Origin of the sequence: Mesorhizobium huakuii, from assembly GCF_014189455.1 — a bacterium.
Lineage (GTDB): Bacteria > Pseudomonadota > Alphaproteobacteria > Rhizobiales > Rhizobiaceae > Mesorhizobium > Mesorhizobium huakuii_A.
Genome location: NZ_CP050296.1, coordinates 5,468,150 through 5,487,094 on the forward strand (window position 1 = coordinate 5,468,150; position 18,945 = coordinate 5,487,094).

Sequence of the window (18,945 nt, forward strand, 5' to 3'; positions counted from 1 at the left end):
ACAGAGATAGAGCAGTTCGGCGTTTCCGTGAAACGATCAACTGCTCTACGAACCGGAGCCATTGATGACATTTCAGGCTGAATGGCTGCGCGGAACACTGCTGGCAACGTCGCTGGCCTTCACGCTCAACGGCTCCGCGCTGGCCGACAGCACTGTTTCGCCCAACACCAAGCCGGCCGAGTTCAAGGTGACGGATTTCCTGCTCGACAACGGCATGGAGGTGGTCGTCATACCCGATCACCGCGCGCCGATCGTCACCCATATGGTCTGGTACAAGATCGGCAGTGCCGATGAGCCACCTGGCAAATCCGGCATCGCGCATTTCTTCGAGCATCTGATGTTCAAGGCGACGACCCATCACGCGGCCGGCGAGTTCGACCGCGCCGTCTCCGACATTGGCGGCTCCAACAACGCCTTCACCTCCTACGACTACACCGCTTTCCACGAGACGGTGGCGCCGTCGGCGCTCGAGCAGATGATGGGTTTTGAAGCCGACCGCATGCGCAACCTCATCCTCACCGACGACGTGATCAAGACCGAGCGCGATGTCATCCTGGAGGAACGCCGCTCGCGCATCGACAACAATCCGCAGGCGGTGCTCGACGAGGAAGTCGATGCGACGCTCTGGCAGAACCAGCCCTATCGCATCCCCGTCATCGGCTGGATGCAGGAGATGGAGCAGCTGAACCGCATCGACGCCACCGCCTTCTATGACAAATACTACCGCCCCAACAACGCCGTGCTGATCGTGGCCGGCGATGTCGAGCCGGAGGCGGTGAAGGCGCTGGCCGAAAAAACCTATGGCAAGGTGGCGCGCGGGCCGGACCTGCCGCCGCGCATCCGCCCGGTCGAGCCGGAGCAGAACACCAAGCGCACCGTCACGCTCACCGACGCCCGCGTCAGCGTGCCGAGTTTCTCGACGCAATGGGTGGTGCCGTCCTACCACACCGGCAAGCCGGGCGAGGCCGAGGCGCTTGATCTGCTGGCCGAAATCCTCGGTGGCGGCAACCGCAGCCGGCTCTACCAGGCGCTGGTCGTCCAGCAAGGCATCGCTTCCAGCGCCGGTGCGTATTTCCAGGGCACCATGCTCGACGACACAAATTTCACCGTCTACGGCGCGCCGCGCGGCGACGCCAAGCTGGCCGATGTCGAGGCCGCGGTCGACGCCGAGGTGGCGCGCATCGCCAGCGGCGGCGTCACGGCGGATGAACTCGAAAAAGCCAAGGACCGCTATGTCCGGTCGATGGTCTTTGCCCGCGACAAGCAGGATTCCATGGCCGAAATCTATGGCTCGACACTGGCCACCGGCGGCAATGTGCAGGATGTGCAGCAATGGCCGGACCGCATCCGCAAGGTCACGGCGGACGAGGTCAAGGCCGTCGCCGCGCGCTATCTGGTGCTCGCCCGCTCGACGACCGGCTATCTCTTGCCGCAGCAACAGGCGGGGAATTGATGATGACGAACCAGTTTAGCGGCGCGTTGACTTCTCCCCGCCAGGCTCCCCCTTCTCCCCTTGTGGGAGAAGGGGGCCGAGCGAAGCTCGGTCGGATGAGGGGTGTTCCAGCTTGGCGCAACGTCTCAACCGACCCGGGCACTGCGGCAGAACACCAACGTCTCACTCCGCTGGAACACCCCTCAACCGTCTCGGCGCTGCGCGCCGATCCACCTTCTCCCACAAGGGGAGAAAGAAGAACGTGCGCCGCCTTGGTCACTTTGCTCCTCTCCATCCTCTTCCTGGTCCTGCCGGCACTTGCCGCCCGCGCCATGGATATCCAGCAGGTCACATCGCCAAAAGGCATCACCGCGTGGCTGGTCGAGGATTATTCGGTCCCGATCGTCGCCGTCCGCTTCGTCTTCGGTGGCGGCTCGACGCAGGATCCGGTGGGCAAGGAAGGGCTGGCCAATCTGATGACCGGCCTGTTCGACGAGGGCGCCGGCCCTCTCGATTCGGAAGCCTTCCAGATCAGGCTCGACGATGCCGGCGCCGAGATGAGTTTCGAGGAAACCCGCGACGGCATCTACGGCTCCATGCGCATGCTGGCCGAACAGCGCGACGAGGCCTTCGATCTGCTGCGGCTGGCGGTCAACGAGCCGCGCTTCGACCAGGCGCCGATCGACCGCATCCGCGCCCAGATCCTGTCCGGCATCATCGCCAACGAGAATGACCCCGACACGGTGGCGCAGCACAAATGGGCGCGCGCCATCTATGGCGACCACCCCTATTCGCGCTCCGACCAGGGCACCAGGCAGAGCATCGCCGCGATCACGCAGGACGATCTGAAAACCCTGCACAAGGCGGTGTTCGCGCGCGGCGGCCTGCATGTCGCCGTGGTCGGCGCCATCGATGCCGAGACGCTGAAGAAGAAGCTGGACATGGTGTTCGGCGATCTGCCTGAGAAACAGGCGCTCACCCCGGTCGCCGATGTCGAGCCGAAGCTGGCACAGCGTCTGGAGGTCAATTACGATCTGCCGCAGACCTCGCTGCAGCTTGCCTGGCCCGGCGTGAAGCGCAAGTCGCAGGATTTCTTCCCGGCCGTGCTGATGAACGAGATCCTTGGTGGCGGCACTTTCACCTCGCGCCTGTACCAGGAGGTGCGCGAAAAGCGCGGGCTGGCCTATGGCGTCAACTCCTCGCTGGTCAACCAGGACCATGCCGACGCGCTGATCGTCACCACCGGCACGCGTTCCGACCGCGTGGCCGAGACGCTCGGCATTGTGCGCGACGTCGCCAGGCAGTTGGCTGAGGACGGCCCGACCGAGGCTGAGCTCGCGGCAACCAAGAAATACCTGATCGGCGCCTATGCCATCGCCAATCTGGACTCGTCGAGTTCCATCGCCGCGACGCTGGTCGAATTACAGCTCGACGACCTCGGCATCGACTACATGCAGCGCCGCGCCGGCTACATCAACGCAGTGACGCTGGACCAGGTCAAGGCGGCGGCGAAAAAGCTGCTGACCGCCGAGCCGACCATCATGGTGGTCGGGCCGCCGCTGGCCGGGGCCGGCAAGGGATGAGCCCGACCTTCGGCATAGCCTTCGGCGGCGGCGGCGCGCGCGGGCTGGCACATATCCATGTCATCGAGGCGCTGGACGAGCTCGGTATAAAACCCGTGGCGATCGCCGGCTCGTCGATCGGCGCCATCATGGGCGCCGGCATGGCCGCGGGCATGACCGGCAAGGACATCCACGACTATGCCCGCTCCATCCTCGGCCGCCGCGCCGAAGTCGCGAGCCGCATGTGGCGCGCCAGGCCGGGCACGATCGCCGAAGCCATGCAAAACGGCATCCGTGTCAGCCAGTTCAATGTCGAGCGCATCCTCAAGGCGTTTCTGCCTGAGGCCATTCCCGAAACCTTCAGCGAGCTGAAAATCCCGCTGAAGGTGACGGCGACCGACTATTTCGGCCACAAGCTTGCCGTGTTCGACGACGGCGACCTGCACTCCGCCCTTGCCGCTTCGGCCGCCATCCCCGCCGTCTTCCGCCCGGTGATGCGCGACGGCAGGCTGCTGATCGACGGCGGCATCTACAACCCCGTGCCGTTCGATCTCATAGAGAACGACGCCGACATCATCATCGGCGTCGACGTGGTCGGCGCGCCCGAAGAAGCCGACCGCAAGCAGCCGACCTCCGTCGACCTGATGTTCGGCGCCACCCAGCTGATGATGCAGTCGATCATCGCCAACAAGCTAAAACAATGCCGCCCCGACATACTGGTCCGCCCGGCAGTGTCAAAATACCGCGTGCTCGATTTCCTGAAGATCGACGCCCTGATGAACGAGACGGCGGATATCAAGGATCAGCTGAAGCGAGAGGTGGAGCGGGTGGTGGAAGCGCGGGGCGGGAAGGGGAAACGGGGGAAGCGGGTGGCTGGGTGAGCCGGAGTGCTGGCGCAGTATTCAGAAGCGAGGCGATGCGTGGCGCTTGCTTCGTTTCACGTCTTTCCGTCGACTAGTTGGAGATCGCGACCTCGTGGACAGCCTGAACCCAACGGAAAGATCGGCACGTATGTCACGCGTGCGTGCTAAAGACACCAAGCCAGAGATTGCGGTGCGCTGTCTGGTTCATGGCTTAGGGTATAGATACCGCCTACATCGGCAGGACCTTCCCGGAAAGCCGGACCTCGTGTTCGCCAGTCGTCGCGCGGCTATTTTTGTGCATGGATGCTTTTGGCATCGACATCCCGATCCAGCTTGTAAGCTCACCCGGATGCCGAAATCACGCGTTGAATTCTGGGGACCAAAGCTCAGTCGCAATCGCCAGCACGACATTGAGGTCGAAGAACTATTGAAAGAAGCCGGCTGGCGGGTTCTAACGCTCTGGGAATGCCAACTGCGGGATCGTGCTTCGCTCGTTAGGAAGGTGAGGGAATTTCTCGGGTGAAATCAGTTGAACTATTTGCAGGCGCAGGTGGACTCGGCATTGGCGTAGCACGTGCCGGCTTCGATCATGCGGCGGTTATCGAATGGGATCGTTGGGCCTGCGATACGCTCGAGGAGAACGAATCTTGGCCGATTCATCGAGTCGATATCCGAGAGTTCGACTATGCCAATCTCCCTCCGATCGAGTTGGTTTCTGGAGGGCCGCCTTGCCAGCCGTTCTCCATGGGAGGAAAACATCACGCATATCTCGACCCGCGAGACATGTTTCCACAAGCTATACGCGCGGTGCGCGAACTACACCCCAAAGCGTTTATATTTGAGAATGTGAAGGGCCTAAGACGCGCGACTTTTTCCAATTACCTAGAATACATACGACTTCAATTGCGGCATCCTGAACTCCTGACGAAACCTGAGGAATCGTGGTCAGAGCACTTTGCGCGTTTGGAGCGTCATGAATCCAGCGGGCGTCATGAAGGTCTACATTATCACGTAGTGGTTCGCTTGCTCAACGCGGCCAACTATGGCGTTCCACAAAAGCGAGAGCGAGTTTTCCTTGTAGGATTCCGGTCTGATCTAGGCATCGAATGGAACTTCCCCGAGGAAACGCATTCTTTGAGAGCTTTGGCCTGGTCGCAGGGCCCTAACGGAGATTACTGGGATCATCACAACATCCTGCACAAAGATCACGCTATCATTGTTGGGCCACTGCGCGAAGAGCCGGCGACTAAGCCTTGGGTGACGGTCAGAGATGCCCTGCTGGGACTCCCTGATCCCGAATTCGAGCGTGAGGCTGCAGAAGCGTTTCCTGATCATCGCTTCATACAGGGCGCGCGCTCTTATCCCGGGCATACGGGAAGTCCGCTCGACCTACCAGCTAAGACCCTTAAGGCGGGTGTTCATGGTGTTCCCGGTGGTGAAAACATGTTGCGTCGGTCGGACGGGTCTATTCGCTATTTTTCGGTGCGCGAAAGCGCGCGCATCCAAACCTTCCCAGATGACTTTCTGTTTCACGGCAGTTGGGGTGAGACGATGCGCCAGCTTGGCAACGCGGTGCCGGTAACGCTAGCCGAGGTGGTCTCTCGATCGGTACGCATACAACTCGACTCATTGGCAGAAACCAGCCCCTGAATCAATCAAACCAGGCACAGCGTTCAATGCCGAGCCGACTCGCGGCAGCTTCCACTATCTCACGTGATGAGGCACTGACGAAACGCGGTGAGGCGCGAAAAAAGCCACCATCGTTGGTCCTCCAGTTTCGAAACCTCTGTCAAATAGAGTACCAAGCAGAGCTTTCCAATCGTCCGCACGACCCCACGCGACAAGCGTGCCATCACTGAATCGCAAGCCGTGCGGTTTGATAAAGTCCTCTACGATTTCGCTCTGATCCTGGCCGACTAGACGTAGCATAAGGGCTTGATGCTGATTCAGCTTCTGGCGGCTATAGCCCTTCAACAACGTGTCCTTGATATACACCCTGACTGAGCGCGGATCCATGTAAGCAGACAGAGCACCGCCGATCGCTAAGCTGTCAGTCCACTGCCTGTAGTGCCGTGCCTTTTCGGCGCTTCCAATGGAGTCCCAGTCTAGCCGATCTGCTTGCTCCCACAGCTGCGCCCTCACGCGTGATCGCACGTCTGACGGGATCCTCATTGGATACCACCATAGGGCAAATGATCAGGAAATTCGAAATGCGGCAAATCGAGAGTTGGGTCACCTTCGCGCAGAATGAGGGAGGCTTGATCCTTGACCCACTCCATCAGGAACGACCCGGCCGAATGGTCGGAGAACTCCACCAAATGACTGCCTAGTGGCAGGCGCTCAGTCGGTGCATTCTGCCGCGCCATGCGTTCGAGCTCGGCGACCTCCGCTATACGCCGAAGATCGGTCACAAAATCTAAGACGATCACCTTGTCCTTTCCTTGAGACACGCGCAGTCCTCTGCCTAGCTGCTGAACGAATATCCGTCGGCTATGGGTGGCCCGCATGAACACGATGAGATCTACGTCCGGAACATCGAGCTATGCTGCAATTTGGGTGACGAGGCTGATCAAGCGGCGCTCTGCGGCTTCAGTTCAATGACCTCGATTCCATCCTGGAACGTTGCACCTGCGATGAGTTTAGGCAACTGATTTTGTCCTTTCAGTCGTCGCCACGTCCTGGCCGCGGCCATGACCAGCTTGAAGACCATCAGCCTGGCGGTTTTCGAGGAGAGTGAGCCCTTGGTACGCACCGTGCGATGGCGAACGGTCGCAAAGACGCTCTCGATGGGATTGGACGTTCGCAGATGATCCCAATGTTCGGCGGGGAAATCGTAGAACGCCAGCAAGGCATTCTGATCTTTGGTCAGGCAGTCGACCGCCTTGCCGTATTTCGCATCATATTTCTCGACAAAGACGGCAATCGCCGTCTCGGCTGAGGCTCGGTTCGGGGCGGAAAAGATTTCGCGCAAGTCCGTCTTCATGGCGGCCTGCACCGATTTCGGCACCTTGTTGAGCACGTTGGCTGTCTTGTGCACCCAGCATCGCTGGTGCTTGGTGCCGGGAAGGAGCTCATCGAGCGCTTTCCAGAAGCCAAGCGCGCCGTCGCCGACGGCAAGATCGGGCGCGATCTGCAGGCCACGACGCTTGACGTCGACCAGCAGCTCGCGCCAGCTCTGTGCGCTCTCACGAATGCCGGTCTGGAAGCCGAGCAGCTCTTTCTTGCCCTCGGGCGTGGCGCCGATCAGGACCAGCATGCATTCGGCATGATCTTCCATCCGGGCCTGCAGGTAGACCCCGTCCGCCCACACATACACATAGCGGCGCGCCGAAAGATCGCGCTTTTGCCAACGATCGTATTCGATGCCCCACTCCGCCGTCAGTCGCGTGATCACCGAGGGTGAGAGGTTCGGCGCCTCCTTGCCCAACAGAGCTGCCAGAGCTTCCTGAAAGTCGCCCGTCGAAATGCCGCGCAGATAGAGAACGGGAAGAAGCGCATCCAGACTTCGTGTCCGACGCGCCCATTTCGGCAGGATCGATGAGGAAAAACGGATGCGCTCCGCTTCACCGTTCGCGCCGCGATCCCGGACCTTCACCCGGCTGACGGGCACCGCCCCGATCCCCGTCTGGATGCTCCGCTCCGGCCCGTGACCGTGCCGGACCAGCCGGTCACGTCCGTCCGGAAGCTTGAGATCCCGCATCTCGGCAAGAAACGCTTCGGCCTCCATCTCGATCGCCTGCGCCAGCAATTTGCGCGCGCCGGTGCGAAGCACATCCGTCAGGGGATCATCGATTTCGTCGGGCTGACGAAGGCGAACAATGTTGATAGTCTCGTTCATGGCGTATCGCTCTCCTTGAGAGGTTCTGGCAGGCTTCATCACCCGCCTCGATACGCCGCCCTTCTCAAACCGTCATCACCCAGTTTCAGCCATAGCTCCGGAACATCGACGCCCTCGTTAAACAAATCAACCGCACATAAGATATCTATTAGGCCGCGTTTGAATTGCGACATAAGCCGGTCACGTTCGCGCCCAATCATGCCCCCATGAATGCTCTCCGCACGTATGCCAAACAGCCGGAGCGTCGCAGTGAAATGGTCGGCGTGCTTGAGACTAGGCGAGAAGACTAGTCCTGCGCGACGCCTTTCCCGCCTGAAGTTATCCGCCACGATGCGTGCAGCTTCCTCGTCGCGGGTGGGGATAATTAGTCGCTTATTCAACTCCGTGAGGGTGTAGCCGAAATTTGACGCCTTCTGCACAAATTCCCAGTCGATGTTGTCGGCGAGCAAACGGTAGTCGACCTCGCTTAGGTATCCGTATTTGAGCCCATCGGAAATCCCGATCCGAACGAGAGGCTGTCCCAGCAGGGTATCGATGTCGAATTCATCACCGCGCCACGGTGTGGCCGTTACGCCTGCGAGGCGAACTGGAGCGAGCTTCTGCAGCACATCCTGATAGGTACGTGCGCCGATATGATGGGCCTCATCGACGAAGATTGCATCGAATGGTGGCAAATTCTGGAGCCGCCCGTGCACAGTCTGTACTGTCGCGAACGTAATTCCGTCCCAGAAGCTTGGCTCTTCCTCCGGCGCAAGCAAATGGGTCGGTACTGTTTTCGGCAACTGCGCCCAGAAACCGATTTGAAGTTGCCGCACCAATTCCCGCTTGTCCGCAAGGACGAGCATTCGTCCATTCTCAAGAATTCCGGCCGAAAATAGGCGGGCTGCGACCTCAGCCATGACGACAGTCTTTCCAAGCCCAGTAGCCAATACGATCTGCCCTCGACCTGTTTCTTCAAGTGCATCGAACAGGCGCTCAGCAGCTTCCTCTTGATATGGCCGAAGTGCTCTTGCAGTGGGTGGCTTCATTGGCACGCCCTGCACGAGTTGTATCAATTTTGATGGGCTAAGTAGATGCACAGTAAGACCCAACCGCTTTGCTCTAGCGAGTTCATCATTGAGTGCCTTGCCTGCGGGGCGGCTGGTGGCGAGCGCAAGGACATCCGCCTCATAGAAACGGCTAGCCTGGATCACCTCTTCCACAGCTGCCTTGGGTGGCGATGACGTGCTGGTAAATTTACACTGGACAACCCAAACCTTACCATCCTTTACGCCTACTACATCGGCGCCCATATCACCTGTGCCGCCGACGATGCGAACGTCCTGAAAACCTGCGTAGATAAGGGCGCGCGCAACGTCGCGCTCAAAGGCTTGCCATGGCCCGTCCAATAGGCGCCGCTCGTCGAGGAACAGTCCGGTCACATGATTTCCCGATCAGGTCTGATTAAGCTGACTGACATAAGGCCCCTGACCAACTCTTCCTTTCGGATTGCTCCCAGGATGGTAGCGTCCGCCTCCGCCAACCAAGCTGCATCCGAAATCAACGACGTAGCACGGTCGATCACCTGCTGACGTGCTCGGTCGGTCAATTGTGGGTCACCATAGTCCAGAGACGAATACGGCGAATCCCAGTATTTGCCATCAAACACCAATTCTGGAAGTGCCTCGACGAGCCGCCCTAACATGCCCCTTGGCGCTGCTGTGATGAAAGACCCATCGGCGATGGGGCCAGCAGGCGCGATTCCCTTGCGAGCGAGGGTGCGCATCACCTCACTGCGTTGTTCCACCGTGAGTGCGTCGAATAGTATTCCTCCCTGGCCCTGGGGCACATTGGCCAAAATCGACTGCGCGAGCGTTTCGAGTGCGTCGCTAGCTTCCGCCGCAACGCCTCTTGCATCAAGGCTCGATGTCCGCGCGTACTGCTCGCGGAAATACCCTAGAAGCTCTGCATAGGACGGCGGCTCCCTATTGGCTCGGACATATTCGTTGGTGAGGAGCGCTAACTCAATCAACAGAGCGTCTAGAGGTTCAAGCGTGATGGATCGAAATACCTCAGCCCTCGGCTTGAACAGGAAATGATATGTGCGTGTCGCGATATCACCAAGCGTTAAGGACCAAGCTGTGCCACGATAGTAGGTGGATACTTTGAGAAGATTCTTTCAAGTCGACCCTTGCCCTCCAGAAAGACAGTGCGGGTTAGTAACGCAACTCCCTCTTGTGAGATCGCAAAACCATGGTGGAAGAAATCCTCGGCCAGACGGAAGGGTGGATTGGTAATTGTCCAGTCCAATGGCTGATCCAAACTAGACCCTAAGAAATCACGTTGCTCACCGAATCCATACGATGCAACATCGCTGGCCACCACGTCGGCGAAATATGGTTCCAACGCCTTGGCCATATGTCCGCGCCCACAGGCAGGTTCTAGACAACGTCCCCCAGCTACCCGTTCGGCCCCGATCACATGCTCGATTAACGCGCGCGTTGCCCAGGGCGGCGTGGGAAAGTCATCCAGACTATCTGCAGGCTCGTGACGTTGGGCCATCACCGCGTGCGATTTGTTTTGCATGGTTGCCATCCACTCACCCTACGCGATCTACCACGATTGACCAGCACGTCCGGGCTGCTGAGGTATCCGCATTCGAAAGATGATTTCTGACGCACTATCCATGCAAAGCACGCATCACAATCGACGCATGCTCTTCGCCGCACTTCTATCTGGCGGTCACGAGTAAACTATCCGGGAACGTTTTGCTGGCAAGGCCTGGCCGGAAGGCTACCCCTCAGTCCTTCGCCCGCTCCACATACGACCCATCCGCCGTCATCACCACCACGCGGGTGCCGGGCGCGATGTGCGGGGGCACGGCGGTGCGCACGCCATTCGAAAGCACGGCGGGCTTGTAGGAGGACGAGGCCGTCTGGCCCTTGGTCGTCGGTTCGGTCTCGACCACTTCGAAGGTAGCGCGCTGCGGCAGGACCAGGGAAATCGCGATGCCGTTGAACTGCGAAACCTGCACCGGCATGCCTTCCTGCAGATAGGGGGCGGCGTCGCCGACCACGGCTTCCGTCACCGCCACCTGGTCGTAGGTTTCCGGGTTCATGAAGTGGAAGCCTTCGCCGTCGGCGTAGAGGAAGGTGTGCTCGCGCTCCTCGACATAGGCGCGCTCCACCTGCTCGGTGGTGCGGTAGCGCTCCGAAACCTTCACCCCGTCGCCGATGCGGCGCATGTCGAGCTGCGTCACGGGCGTGCCCTTGCCTGGGTGGATGTTTTCGGCAAAGAGGATCACATAAAGCTTGCCGTCCTTGTCGACGACATTGCCTTTGCGGAGCGAACTGGCGATGACTTTCACCACGGTTTTAAATCCTGCGAGAGTTGACGGGCGTTTGCCGGCTTGTGCGGCGCTGGTAGCGCATCTTGGCGCGAACCGCCAGCCCCCGCTGCAAACTGACATGGGGTGCGCCAGCACGCCTTCAATCCGCTCATGACCGCCGCTTCGCCCTGGTGGACGCCTGACGTTCACGCCGACCGCCGCCCGCGCCTGATGCTGCGCAACAGCCTCACCGCTGCGCTGCGCGACTGGTTTGCCCGCAATGATTTCATCGAGGTGGAAACGGCGGCGCTGCAGGTCTCGCCCGGCAATGAGGCGCATCTGGCGGCCTTCGCCACCGAGGCGGTCGGGCCGGACGGCGCGCGCGCGCCGCTTTATCTCCACACCTCGCCGGAATTCGCCTGCAAGAAGCTGCTCGCCGCCGGCGAAGTCAGGATTTTCAGCCTCGGTCCGGTCTATCGCAACCGCGAGCGCGGCCCTTTGCACCATCCCGAATTCACCATGCTCGAATGGTACCGGGTGGGCGAGACCTATGAGAGCCTGATGCGCGATTGCGCCGATCTGCTGGCGCTGGCCGCGACGAGGGCTGGGGCGACACGCTTTTCCTTCCGGGGCCGCGACTGCGATCCGCTCAGTGAGCCGGAGCGGCTGACGGTGGCGGACGCCTTTACCCGTCATGCCGGCATCGACCTCCTGGCCACCGTCGCCGCCGATGGCGGCACCAACCGGGATGCGCTCTACGCCGCCTTGACCAAAGCCGGCCTGCGTACCGCGCCCGACGACAGCTGGGCCGACCTGTTCAGCCGCGTCATGGTGGAAAAGATCGAGCCCAATCTGGGCATCGGCCGCGCGACCATCCTGTGCGAATATCCGGTCGCCGAGGCGGCACTTGCCCGGCCAAGCCCGAGGGATTCTCGTGTCGCCGAGCGCTTCGAGCTCTATTGTTGCGGCGTTGAGCTCGCCAACGGCTTTGGCGAACTGACCGATGCCGAGGAGCAACGCCGGCGCTTCGTCCTCGAGATGGACGAGAAAGAGCGCATCTATGACGAGCGCTATCCGCTGGACGAGGATTTCCTCGCTGCCCTTGCCATCATGCCGCAGGCCAGCGGAATCGCGCTCGGCTTCGACCGCTTGGCGATGCTGGCGACCGGAGCGCAAAGGATCGAGGATGTCATCTGGACGCCTGTGGCCGCGTCCTGAGACAACCAAAACGCTCGCGCCGCCCTTCTTTTGCCCGTCTTGGGCCACAGGCAATCACTCCATTGTTTCCGGCCTTCGCCATTGCACAAGCCGGACCGGGACAATAGATGGGTGGGCGCGGCCGCAAGCTGGCCGCGGCAAGCAGGATCACAGGCATGGCCGACACATCAGACGCTAAGAAACTGACCGACCGCGTCGCGGCACTGGTCGAGGCCGCCAAAAAGGCCGGCGCCGATGCCGCCGACGCGGTGGCCGTGCGCGGCCGTTCGACCGGCGTGTCGGTGCGGCTCGGCAAGGTCGAGGCCACCGAATCGTCCGAGGCGGAGGACGTCTCTTTGCGCGTCTTCGTCGGCCAGCGCGTGGCGAGTGTCTCGGCCACCGCAGCGTCCGACCCGCGCGCACTGGCCGAGCGCGCCGTTGCCATGGCGAAAGTCTCGCCTGAGGATCCCTATCAGGGTCTGGCCGATCCGGCGCTGCTGGCCAGGCAAACGCGCGATCTCGATCTGTTCGACGCCACCGAAGTGACGGCCGACCAGTTGAAGGAAGCGGCCCTTGCGGCGGAAGCGGCAGGGCTTGCCGTCAAGGGCGTGACCAATTCGGCCGGCGCCAGCGCCGGCGCCGGACTGGGCGGGATGGTGCTGGCCACCTCGCACGGTTTCCTTGGCCACTATGTCGGCTCGCGGTTCTCGCGTTCGGCCAGTGTCATCGCCGGCGAGGGCACCAGCATGGAGCGCGACTATGAATTCTCCTCGCGCCAGCACTTTGCCGATCTCGATGCGCCTGATGATATCGGCCGCAAGGCCGGCGAACGCGCCGTGCGTCGCCTCGGCGCGCGCAAGGCGGCGACCGGGCCGATCGACGTGGTGTTCGACCCGCGCGTGGCGCGCGGCATCGCCGGCCATATTGCCGGCGCCATCAATGGCGCCTCCGTCGCGCGCAAAACCTCGTTCCTGCGCGACATGATGGGCAAGCAGGTGGCCGCAGCCGCGATTACGGTCACCGACGAGCCGCTCAGGCCGCGTGGCCAGGCCTCGCGCCCGTTCGACGGCGAGGGCGTCGAGGGCGAAAAACTGTTGATGGTCGAAAAGGGCGTGCTCAACCACTGGTTCCTGTCGACGTCGGCGGCGCGCGAACTGGGATTGATCACCAACGGGCGCGGATCGCGCAGCGGCTCTTCCGTCTCGCCGTCCTCCACCAATCTCGCGATCGAACCGGGCGAACGCTCGCCGCAGGATTTGATCAAGTCGCTCAAGACCGGGTTCTACGTCACGGAAGTGTTCGGCCAGGGCGTAGACATGATCACCGGTGAATACAGCCGCGGCGCCTCCGGCTTTTGGATCGAGAATGGCGAACTGGCCTATCCGGTCGCCGAAGTCACCATCGCCTCGAACCTGAAGACGATGTTTCTCAATATGGTGCCGGCAAGCGACCTCGACCGCAATTTCGGCACCGCCGCGCCGACGCTTCTGATCGAAGGCATGACCCTTGCCGGAGCCTGAGCTGACCGCCGCCGGTGCCCCTTCCGGCGCCATTGGGGATCTGCCGCTGCTGCGCGACGCCGCCCGCGAGGCGGGTGTCATCGCCATGCAGTACTTCGGCAACAGCCCGCAGGTCTGGATGAAGGGCGGCACCTCGCCGGTCAGCGAGGCCGATCATGCGGCCGACGCCTATCTGCGCCGCACGCTGCTGGCGGCGCGGCCCGACTATGGCTGGCTTTCGGAAGAGACGGTCGACGACCCGGCGCGGCTTTCGGCGCGCCGAACCTTCGTCGTCGATCCGATCGACGGCACGCGCGGCTTTCTCGAGGGACAGCGCACCTGGTGTGTCAGCGTTGCCGTCGTCGAACAGGGCCGCACACTCGCCGGCGTGCTCGAATGCCCGGCAATGGACGAGACCTACTGGGCGCTGCCCGGCCAGGGCGCCTTCCGCAACGACAAGCGCATCGCGGTGCGCACGCTTGGCGACAAGGCCGAGATTTCCGGGTTGAAGCAGCTGATCGACCTGGTGCCGGCCGGCTGGCAGAAGCGGCTGACACGAGCGCCCTACAGCCCCTCGCTCGCCTACCGCCTGGCGATGATCGCCAACGGCACGCTCGATGCTACCTTCGTCAAGCCGAACGCGCATGACTGGGACATTGCCGCCGCCGATCTCATCCTGCGCGAGGCCGGCGGCCAGTTGCTCGACCCGCATGGCCGCGCGCCGCTCTATGCCGGCGAGGTCACCCGCCACGGCGCGCTCGCCGCCGGCAGCGGCGAATTGCTGGCCGTGCTCGTCGATGTCATTGCCGGGCTGGATGCGTGAAAGCACATTCGCAGGTTCCAAAGTCGGCGGCTTTGGTCTAGACCTGTCACAAACTCACAATATGTGAAGGACCGACATGACCGCGGAAGACGGTAAGAAACAGCTTTTGCATCTGGTGTTTGGCGGCGAACTGAAGAAACTTGGGGGTACCGAGTTCCGCGATCTCGATGGGCTCGACATTGTCGGCATCTATCCAGACTATCAATCCGCGCACACGGCGTGGAAGGCCAAGGCGCAAGCCAGCGTGGACAATGCCCATATGCGTTATTTCGTTGTTCATCTGCACCGTCTGCTGGATCCCGACAACAAGGCTGTCGGTTGACTTCGATGGAGCATGACCTGGCGAAAGGGCCAGCCAGCGAGGCCGCGCCCACGGGCAGGGGCGGCAGCCGCGCGACCAAGGCGTTCTGGCGCAAGGTGCGCGAACCGCTGGCGCAGTCGCGATTCGTCAAGAACGCCATTGCCAGCCTGCTCGCGCAGTTCGTGCGGCTGGTTCGCCTGACCAGCCCTCTGGTTGCCGGATCGGCGCGCTTTTCGGGCGGCGCCTATGCCGAATTCGAGCCCGGCATCATCGCCTTGTGGCACGGCCAGCATCTTTTGACGCCGGCCTATTATCCCAAGCGCAAACCGCTGGTCGCCATGGTGTCGCGCAGCGCTGATGCCGAGCTCAACGCGCTGATGCTGGAGAAATTCGGCATCGAGGCGGTGCGCGGTTCCGGTGGGCGTGACAATGCCAGGCATCTCGACAAGGGCGGGGCCAAGGCCCTCATCGCCCTCAAAAAGTCGCTCACCGCAGGCAAGAACGTCGCCATGATCGCAGACATTCCGCACGGTACGCCACGCGACGCAGGGCTTGGTATCGTTCTCCTGGCGCGCCTCTCGGGCCGGCCGCTGCTGCCTGTCGCCATTGCCACCAGCCGCCGCAAGGTGCTGGAAAAGAGCTGGGACAAGACCACCATCAACCTGCCGTTCGGCCGTTCCGCCGTGACCATCGGCGCGCCGATCTTCGTAGCGCCGGATGCCGACGACGCCGAAATGGAGCGCAAGCGCCAGGAAGTGACCACCGCCCTCAATGCCGCGACGGCCGAGGCCTACCGTCTCGTGGATGGCCGGCGATGAGCGGTCGCTGGGCGCGCGCCATGCTGACGGCATACCGTTTCGCCGGTGCTGCGGCCTATCCGCTGGTCGGGCCCTATGTCGCCTGGCGCACTTCGCGCGGCAAGGAGGACCGCAACCGTCGCCGCGAGCGCTACGGCGTCGCCGGCCGCCCGCGCCCCGAAGGGCCTGTCATCTGGATCCATGCCGCGAGCGTCGGCGAGACCATAGCTGTCGTGCCGCTGGTCGAAAGCATCCTCGACTATGGCGTCAACATCGTGCTGACGACCGGCACGGTGACATCGGCCCAGGTTGCCGACGAGCGGCTCGGCGACCGCATCATCCACCAATATGTGCCGCTCGACCTGAAGCCGGCGGTCAGCCGGTTCCTCGACCACTGGCGGCCGGACCTGGCGATCATCGCCGAATCCGAGATCTGGCCGATGACCATCCTCGAGCTTGGCGCGCGCCATGTGCCGCAGGTGCTGGTCAATGGCAGGCTGTCCGACCGCTCGTTCACCTCGTGGAAGAAGCGCGCCAACATCGCCGAGGCATTGTTCGAGAACCTCGCCCATGTCGTTGCCCAGTCCGATGTCGACGGCGAGCGTTTTCGCGCGCTCGGTGCTCGGCCGGTCACGGTGTCGGGCAATCTCAAGGTCGACACCAACCCGCCACCTGTCGACGAACGGGTATTGGCCAGTTTGCAGCGGCAGATCGGCGCCCGCCCGACCTGGGCGGCGATCTCGACCCATGACGGCGAGGAAGTGGTCGCGGCAGAAGTCCACGCAACGCTGCACAAGCGTCACCACGGCCTGCTGACGATCGTCGTTCCGCGCCATCCCGATCGTGCGGAGGCCCTTGCCGCGCAGATTTCCGGCATGGGGCTGAAGGTTGCGCGGCGCAGCAAGGGCGACCGTATCGGGCCAGACACAGATATCCTGCTCGGCGATACGATCGGCGAGATGGGGCTCTATCTCCGGTTGACCGAGATCGCCTTCGTCGGCCGCTCGCTGACCTCCGAGGGTGGTCAGAATCCGCTCGAGCCGGCCATGCTCGACACGGCGGTTCTGGCGGGGCGCAATGTGCAGAATTTCCGCGAGGCCTATCAGCGCCTGATCGACAGCGGCGGCGCCAAGCTGGTGCGCGATCGCGACATGCTGGCCGGCGCCGTCAATTTTCTGCTGACCAACGAAGTCGCTCGTCACGAGATGATGGCGGCGGGGATCGCGACCGTCGATGAGATGCGCGGCGCGCTGGCGCGCACGCTGAAATCGCTCGAACCCTATATCCAGCCGCTGGTCGTCAAGTCGCGCCTGAAGGGCGCCAACGGGCGCTAGCGTGGCCTCCGAAGCACCACCATTCTGGTGGGAAGAGCCGGACTGGAAAGTCCTGGCGCTGTCGCCGCTGTCGGCCGTCTATGCGATGGTCGCCGGCCGCGGCATGCGGCGGGCCCGGCGCGAGAAGATCGAGGCGCCGGTTCTGTGCATCGGCAATTTCACCGTCGGCGGCACCGGCAAGACGCCGGTTGCCATCGCGCTTGCGCAACAGGCCAAGCGCATGCAGCTGAAGCCCGGTATCCTGTCGCGTGGCCATGGCGGCTCCTTCGCCGAGCCGCATGTCGTCGATGCCGATCACGATGCCGCCAAGCATGTCGGCGACGAGCCGCTGCTTCTGGCCGAACATGCCCCGGTGGCGGTGACGCCGAACCGTGCCGCCGGCGCCCGGCTGCTGCTAGAAAAACACGGCTGCGATTTCCTGATCATGGATGATGGTTTTCAGAGCGCGCGCATCCACATCGACTATGCGCTGATCGTGGTCGACGCCCGCTACGGGATCGGCAATGGCCGTGTCATTCCGGGCGGTCCGCTCAGGGCAAAAATCGTCGACCAGCTGGTCTTCACCAGCGGGTTGCTGAAGATGGGCGAGGGCACCGCCGCCGACGCCGTGGTGCGCCAGGCAGCGCGCGCCGGCCGGCCGATCTTCGAGGCGCATACGGAGCCAAGCAGCAAAACGGGGCTTGCCGGAAAACGGTTCCTGGCCTTCGCCGGCATCGGCCATCCCGATAAATTCTTCGACACGGTGCGGACGGCTGGCGGCGAGGTGGTTCTCTCAAAACCCTTTCCGGACCATCATTTCTATGCCGAGGACGAGCTTGCCGAACTGGCGGCGACGGCACGCGCCGAAGGCCTCGGCCTCATCACCACCGCCAAGGACGCCGCCCGGTTGCGCCATGGCGCCTCACAGGATTTTCTCGACAAACTCGAGGTGCTGGAAATCGGCACGGTTTTCGAACTTGACCAGGTTCCCGAGCGAATCATCGAAGAAACGCTCGATGCCTGGCGGCAGCGCAAGTTGAGAGGCTAGCTCCGCTTGCGCAGCTCCGGATGCATCTCGATTTCGCGGCGCAGCGAGGCGGTGGCGTTGGCGTAAGGCTCCTGCCTGGCGACGCTCCAGTATTTCAACTCGTCCAGGGGGATGTTTTCCCCGGTCACCGCGCAGCGCACGAACGAGCCGGGGCTGGTGACCTGGAAATCGCCATCGAGATAGCGGATGCGGGCTTCCTTGCCGCCCGGGCCTTCGAAACGGTTCATCATGCGGTGGTGCCAAGGTTCATGCAGATTTCATCGCCACAAATCGCCGGCCAGGTCAAGCATGCGACAAGCCTCGGACAATGCTGAGGCACTACGACAGGTGAGAAAAGCGCTTTTATCGGGGGCATGATGGATATTTCTTCCGCCCGCCTGGCTTCCTTGCTGAAGGAGGCGATGACGCCGCAACCCGTGCCGTTGGCGAAAGCCGATCCGGTCAGGACGGCGCTGGTCAGGGAACTGGTCCAGCCGGCCGCGCCCTCTCTGTTCGCTCAACGCACGGCGCCCGCTCTGCTGGCGATGCCCGCGGCGCCGATGGCCGTCAAATCGCAGCAGATTGCTTCGTCGGGCATCGTCGAGGCCTATCAGGCCCAGCTCGACACGCGGGACGAGGCGGTTCTGGCAACGGTCGTAGCGAGGAAAGCAGCGCCCGAAACCGAAACACAGCGCGGCGCCGTGCCGCCGCCTTCGGCGACGGCCAACGACAACGCGCCCGCCAGGGCCGCGGGGGTGTCCTTGCTGTCGTTTATCCCGCCGCAGCCTCCGGTCCCGCAAAACGCCGCCCTGGCAACGCCAGCGGGACGGCATAGGCCCGCCAATCAATCCTACGGTGCGGCGCCGAATCCCGAACGTCTGTTGATGAAGATCGGCTTTGTTTCGATAACGTTCGGTTTATTGGGAATCTTGACCGTTGGCTTCGTTCTGCTGTTGCTTCGTTGATCCTCTGAATCGACTGATCTT

At 62.4% G+C, this 18,945-nt stretch carries 20 protein-coding genes; 13 read left to right on the forward strand and 7 right to left on the reverse strand.

The features are described 5' to 3' along the window. The first annotated feature begins 64 nt into the window (after nt 1-64). From HB778_RS26370 to HB778_RS26390, 5 genes are all read left to right on the forward strand, one after another. Nucleotides 65-1,453, forward strand: coding sequence for a M16 family metallopeptidase (locus tag HB778_RS26370; RefSeq protein WP_183458196.1), 1,389 nt, complete (start codon nt 65-67; stop codon nt 1,451-1,453). Nucleotides 1,454-1,764: 311 nt separating this feature from the next. Then, nucleotides 1,765-3,015 carry a M16 family metallopeptidase gene (locus HB778_RS26375; RefSeq protein WP_348524752.1) on the forward strand — a complete coding sequence of 417 codons (1,251 nt, stop codon included), beginning with the start codon at nt 1,765-1,767 and terminating at the stop codon, nt 3,013-3,015. After that, entirely contained in the window at nt 3,012-3,875 is an 864-nt protein-coding gene (locus tag HB778_RS26380; RefSeq protein ID WP_183458198.1) for a patatin-like phospholipase family protein, read from the forward strand. The genes HB778_RS26375 and HB778_RS26380 overlap by 4 nt, the downstream gene beginning before the upstream one ends. 130 nt (nt 3,876-4,005) lie before the next feature. Next, nucleotides 4,006-4,380, forward strand: a complete 375-nt coding sequence (locus HB778_RS26385) for a very short patch repair endonuclease (protein ID WP_244662006.1) — start codon at nt 4,006-4,008, stop codon at nt 4,378-4,380. Then, nucleotides 4,377-5,507: a DNA cytosine methyltransferase gene (locus HB778_RS26390; RefSeq protein ID WP_183458202.1), complete on the forward strand. Its 1,131-nt coding sequence runs from the start codon at nt 4,377-4,379 to the stop codon at nt 5,505-5,507. Before HB778_RS26385 ends, HB778_RS26390 begins: the two co-directional genes overlap by 4 nt. A gap of 518 nt (nt 5,508-6,025) precedes the next feature. On the opposite strand, the gene HB778_RS26395 is transcribed toward HB778_RS26390, so the two are convergent. The 6 genes from HB778_RS26395 to efp form a co-directional block, all read right to left on the reverse strand. Then, nucleotides 6,026-6,307 carry a hypothetical protein gene (locus HB778_RS26395; protein WP_183458204.1) on the reverse strand — a complete coding sequence of 94 codons (282 nt, stop codon included), beginning with the start codon at nt 6,305-6,307 and terminating at the stop codon, nt 6,026-6,028. Nucleotides 6,308-6,426: 119 nt separating this feature from the next. Further along, nucleotides 6,427-7,695: an IS256 family transposase gene (locus HB778_RS26400; protein WP_183457400.1), complete on the reverse strand. Its 1,269-nt coding sequence runs from the start codon at nt 7,693-7,695 to the stop codon at nt 6,427-6,429. Between the two features lie 38 nt (nt 7,696-7,733). Continuing rightward, nucleotides 7,734-9,116, reverse strand: a complete 1,383-nt coding sequence (locus HB778_RS26405) for a DEAD/DEAH box helicase family protein (RefSeq protein WP_210308043.1) — start codon at nt 9,114-9,116, stop codon at nt 7,734-7,736. Next, the gene (locus tag HB778_RS26410; protein WP_183458206.1) at nt 9,113-9,706 is read right to left on the reverse strand and encodes a hypothetical protein; all 594 of its coding nucleotides are present in this window, start codon (nt 9,704-9,706) and stop codon (nt 9,113-9,115) included. Before HB778_RS26410 ends, HB778_RS26405 begins: the two co-directional genes overlap by 4 nt. A gap of 95 nt (nt 9,707-9,801) precedes the next feature. Next, nucleotides 9,802-10,260 (reverse strand): SAM-dependent methyltransferase, encoded by a 459-nt coding sequence (locus tag HB778_RS26415; RefSeq protein WP_183458208.1) that lies wholly within the window; start codon nt 10,258-10,260, stop codon nt 9,802-9,804. 214 nt (nt 10,261-10,474) lie between these two features. After that, nucleotides 10,475-11,044 carry an elongation factor P gene (gene efp / locus HB778_RS26420; protein ID WP_210308044.1) on the reverse strand — a complete coding sequence of 190 codons (570 nt, stop codon included), beginning with the start codon at nt 11,042-11,044 and terminating at the stop codon, nt 10,475-10,477. Nucleotides 11,045-11,173: 129 nt separating this feature from the next. Between efp and epmA the strand changes: the two genes are divergently transcribed. The 7 genes from epmA to lpxK all read left to right on the forward strand — a co-directional run bounded on the left by epmA (nt 11,174) and on the right by lpxK (nt 17,980). Continuing rightward, a complete protein-coding gene (gene epmA / locus HB778_RS26425) occupies nt 11,174-12,220 on the forward strand; it encodes an EF-P lysine aminoacylase EpmA (protein ID WP_183458210.1) in 1,047 nt (348 codons plus the stop codon). A gap of 155 nt (nt 12,221-12,375) precedes the next feature. After that, nucleotides 12,376-13,719, forward strand: coding sequence for a TldD/PmbA family protein (locus tag HB778_RS26430; protein WP_183458212.1), 1,344 nt, complete (start codon nt 12,376-12,378; stop codon nt 13,717-13,719). Then, complete coding sequence (locus tag HB778_RS26435; RefSeq protein ID WP_183458214.1) at nt 13,706-14,521, forward strand: 3'(2'),5'-bisphosphate nucleotidase CysQ; 816 nt, start codon at nt 13,706-13,708, stop codon at nt 14,519-14,521. The genes HB778_RS26430 and HB778_RS26435 overlap by 14 nt, the downstream gene beginning before the upstream one ends. Before the next feature lie 76 nt (nt 14,522-14,597). Then, the gene (locus HB778_RS26440) at nt 14,598-14,843 is read left to right on the forward strand and encodes a DUF4170 domain-containing protein (RefSeq protein WP_095202347.1); all 246 of its coding nucleotides are present in this window, start codon (nt 14,598-14,600) and stop codon (nt 14,841-14,843) included. Nucleotides 14,844-14,848: 5 nt separating this feature from the next. Beyond that, a complete protein-coding gene (locus tag HB778_RS26445; protein WP_183458216.1) occupies nt 14,849-15,640 on the forward strand; it encodes a lysophospholipid acyltransferase family protein in 792 nt (263 codons plus the stop codon). After that, nucleotides 15,637-16,953 (forward strand): lipid IV(A) 3-deoxy-D-manno-octulosonic acid transferase, encoded by a 1,317-nt coding sequence (waaA, locus tag HB778_RS26450; RefSeq protein ID WP_183458218.1) that lies wholly within the window; start codon nt 15,637-15,639, stop codon nt 16,951-16,953. The genes HB778_RS26445 and waaA overlap by 4 nt, the downstream gene beginning before the upstream one ends. A gap of 1 nt (nt 16,954) precedes the next feature. Next, nucleotides 16,955-17,980 carry a tetraacyldisaccharide 4'-kinase gene (gene lpxK / locus HB778_RS26455; protein ID WP_183458220.1) on the forward strand — a complete coding sequence of 342 codons (1,026 nt, stop codon included), beginning with the start codon at nt 16,955-16,957 and terminating at the stop codon, nt 17,978-17,980. On the opposite strand, the gene HB778_RS26460 is transcribed toward lpxK, so the two are convergent. Beyond that, complete coding sequence (locus tag HB778_RS26460; protein ID WP_096456798.1) at nt 17,977-18,210, reverse strand: DUF2093 domain-containing protein; 234 nt, start codon at nt 18,208-18,210, stop codon at nt 17,977-17,979. The genes lpxK and HB778_RS26460 overlap by 4 nt on opposite strands. A 123-nt stretch (nt 18,211-18,333) precedes the next feature. Here HB778_RS26460 and HB778_RS26465 point away from each other — a divergent pair, with 123 nt between their 5' ends. Beyond that, on the forward strand, nt 18,334-18,924 hold the full coding sequence (locus HB778_RS26465; protein WP_244661628.1) for a hypothetical protein: 591 nt from the start codon (nt 18,334-18,336) through the stop codon (nt 18,922-18,924). Nucleotides 18,925-18,945 lie beyond the last annotated feature (21 nt).

Coding starts and splice junctions, on each gene's coding strand:
- HB778_RS26370 (WP_183458196.1), top strand. CDS start 65: ATGACATTTCAGGCTGAATGGCTGCGCGGAACACTGCTGGCAACGTCG.
- HB778_RS26375 (WP_348524752.1), top strand. CDS start 1,765: ATGGATATCCAGCAGGTCACATCGCCAAAAGGCATCACCGCGTGGCTG.
- HB778_RS26380 (WP_183458198.1), top strand. CDS start 3,012: ATGAGCCCGACCTTCGGCATAGCCTTCGGCGGCGGCGGCGCGCGCGGG.
- HB778_RS26385 (WP_244662006.1), top strand. CDS start 4,006: ATGTCACGCGTGCGTGCTAAAGACACCAAGCCAGAGATTGCGGTGCGC.
- HB778_RS26400 (WP_183457400.1), bottom strand. CDS start 7,695: ATGAACGAGACTATCAACATTGTTCGCCTTCGTCAGCCCGACGAAATC.
- HB778_RS26415 (WP_183458208.1), bottom strand. CDS start 10,260: ATGCAAAACAAATCGCACGCGGTGATGGCCCAACGTCACGAGCCTGCA.
- epmA (WP_183458210.1), top strand. CDS start 11,174: ATGACCGCCGCTTCGCCCTGGTGGACGCCTGACGTTCACGCCGACCGC.
- HB778_RS26430 (WP_183458212.1), top strand. CDS start 12,376: ATGGCCGACACATCAGACGCTAAGAAACTGACCGACCGCGTCGCGGCA.
- HB778_RS26440 (WP_095202347.1), top strand. CDS start 14,598: ATGACCGCGGAAGACGGTAAGAAACAGCTTTTGCATCTGGTGTTTGGC.
- HB778_RS26445 (WP_183458216.1), top strand. CDS start 14,849: ATGGAGCATGACCTGGCGAAAGGGCCAGCCAGCGAGGCCGCGCCCACG.
- waaA (WP_183458218.1), top strand. CDS start 15,637: ATGAGCGGTCGCTGGGCGCGCGCCATGCTGACGGCATACCGTTTCGCC.
- HB778_RS26460 (WP_096456798.1), bottom strand. CDS start 18,210: ATGATGAACCGTTTCGAAGGCCCGGGCGGCAAGGAAGCCCGCATCCGC.
- HB778_RS26465 (WP_244661628.1), top strand. CDS start 18,334: ATGATGGATATTTCTTCCGCCCGCCTGGCTTCCTTGCTGAAGGAGGCG.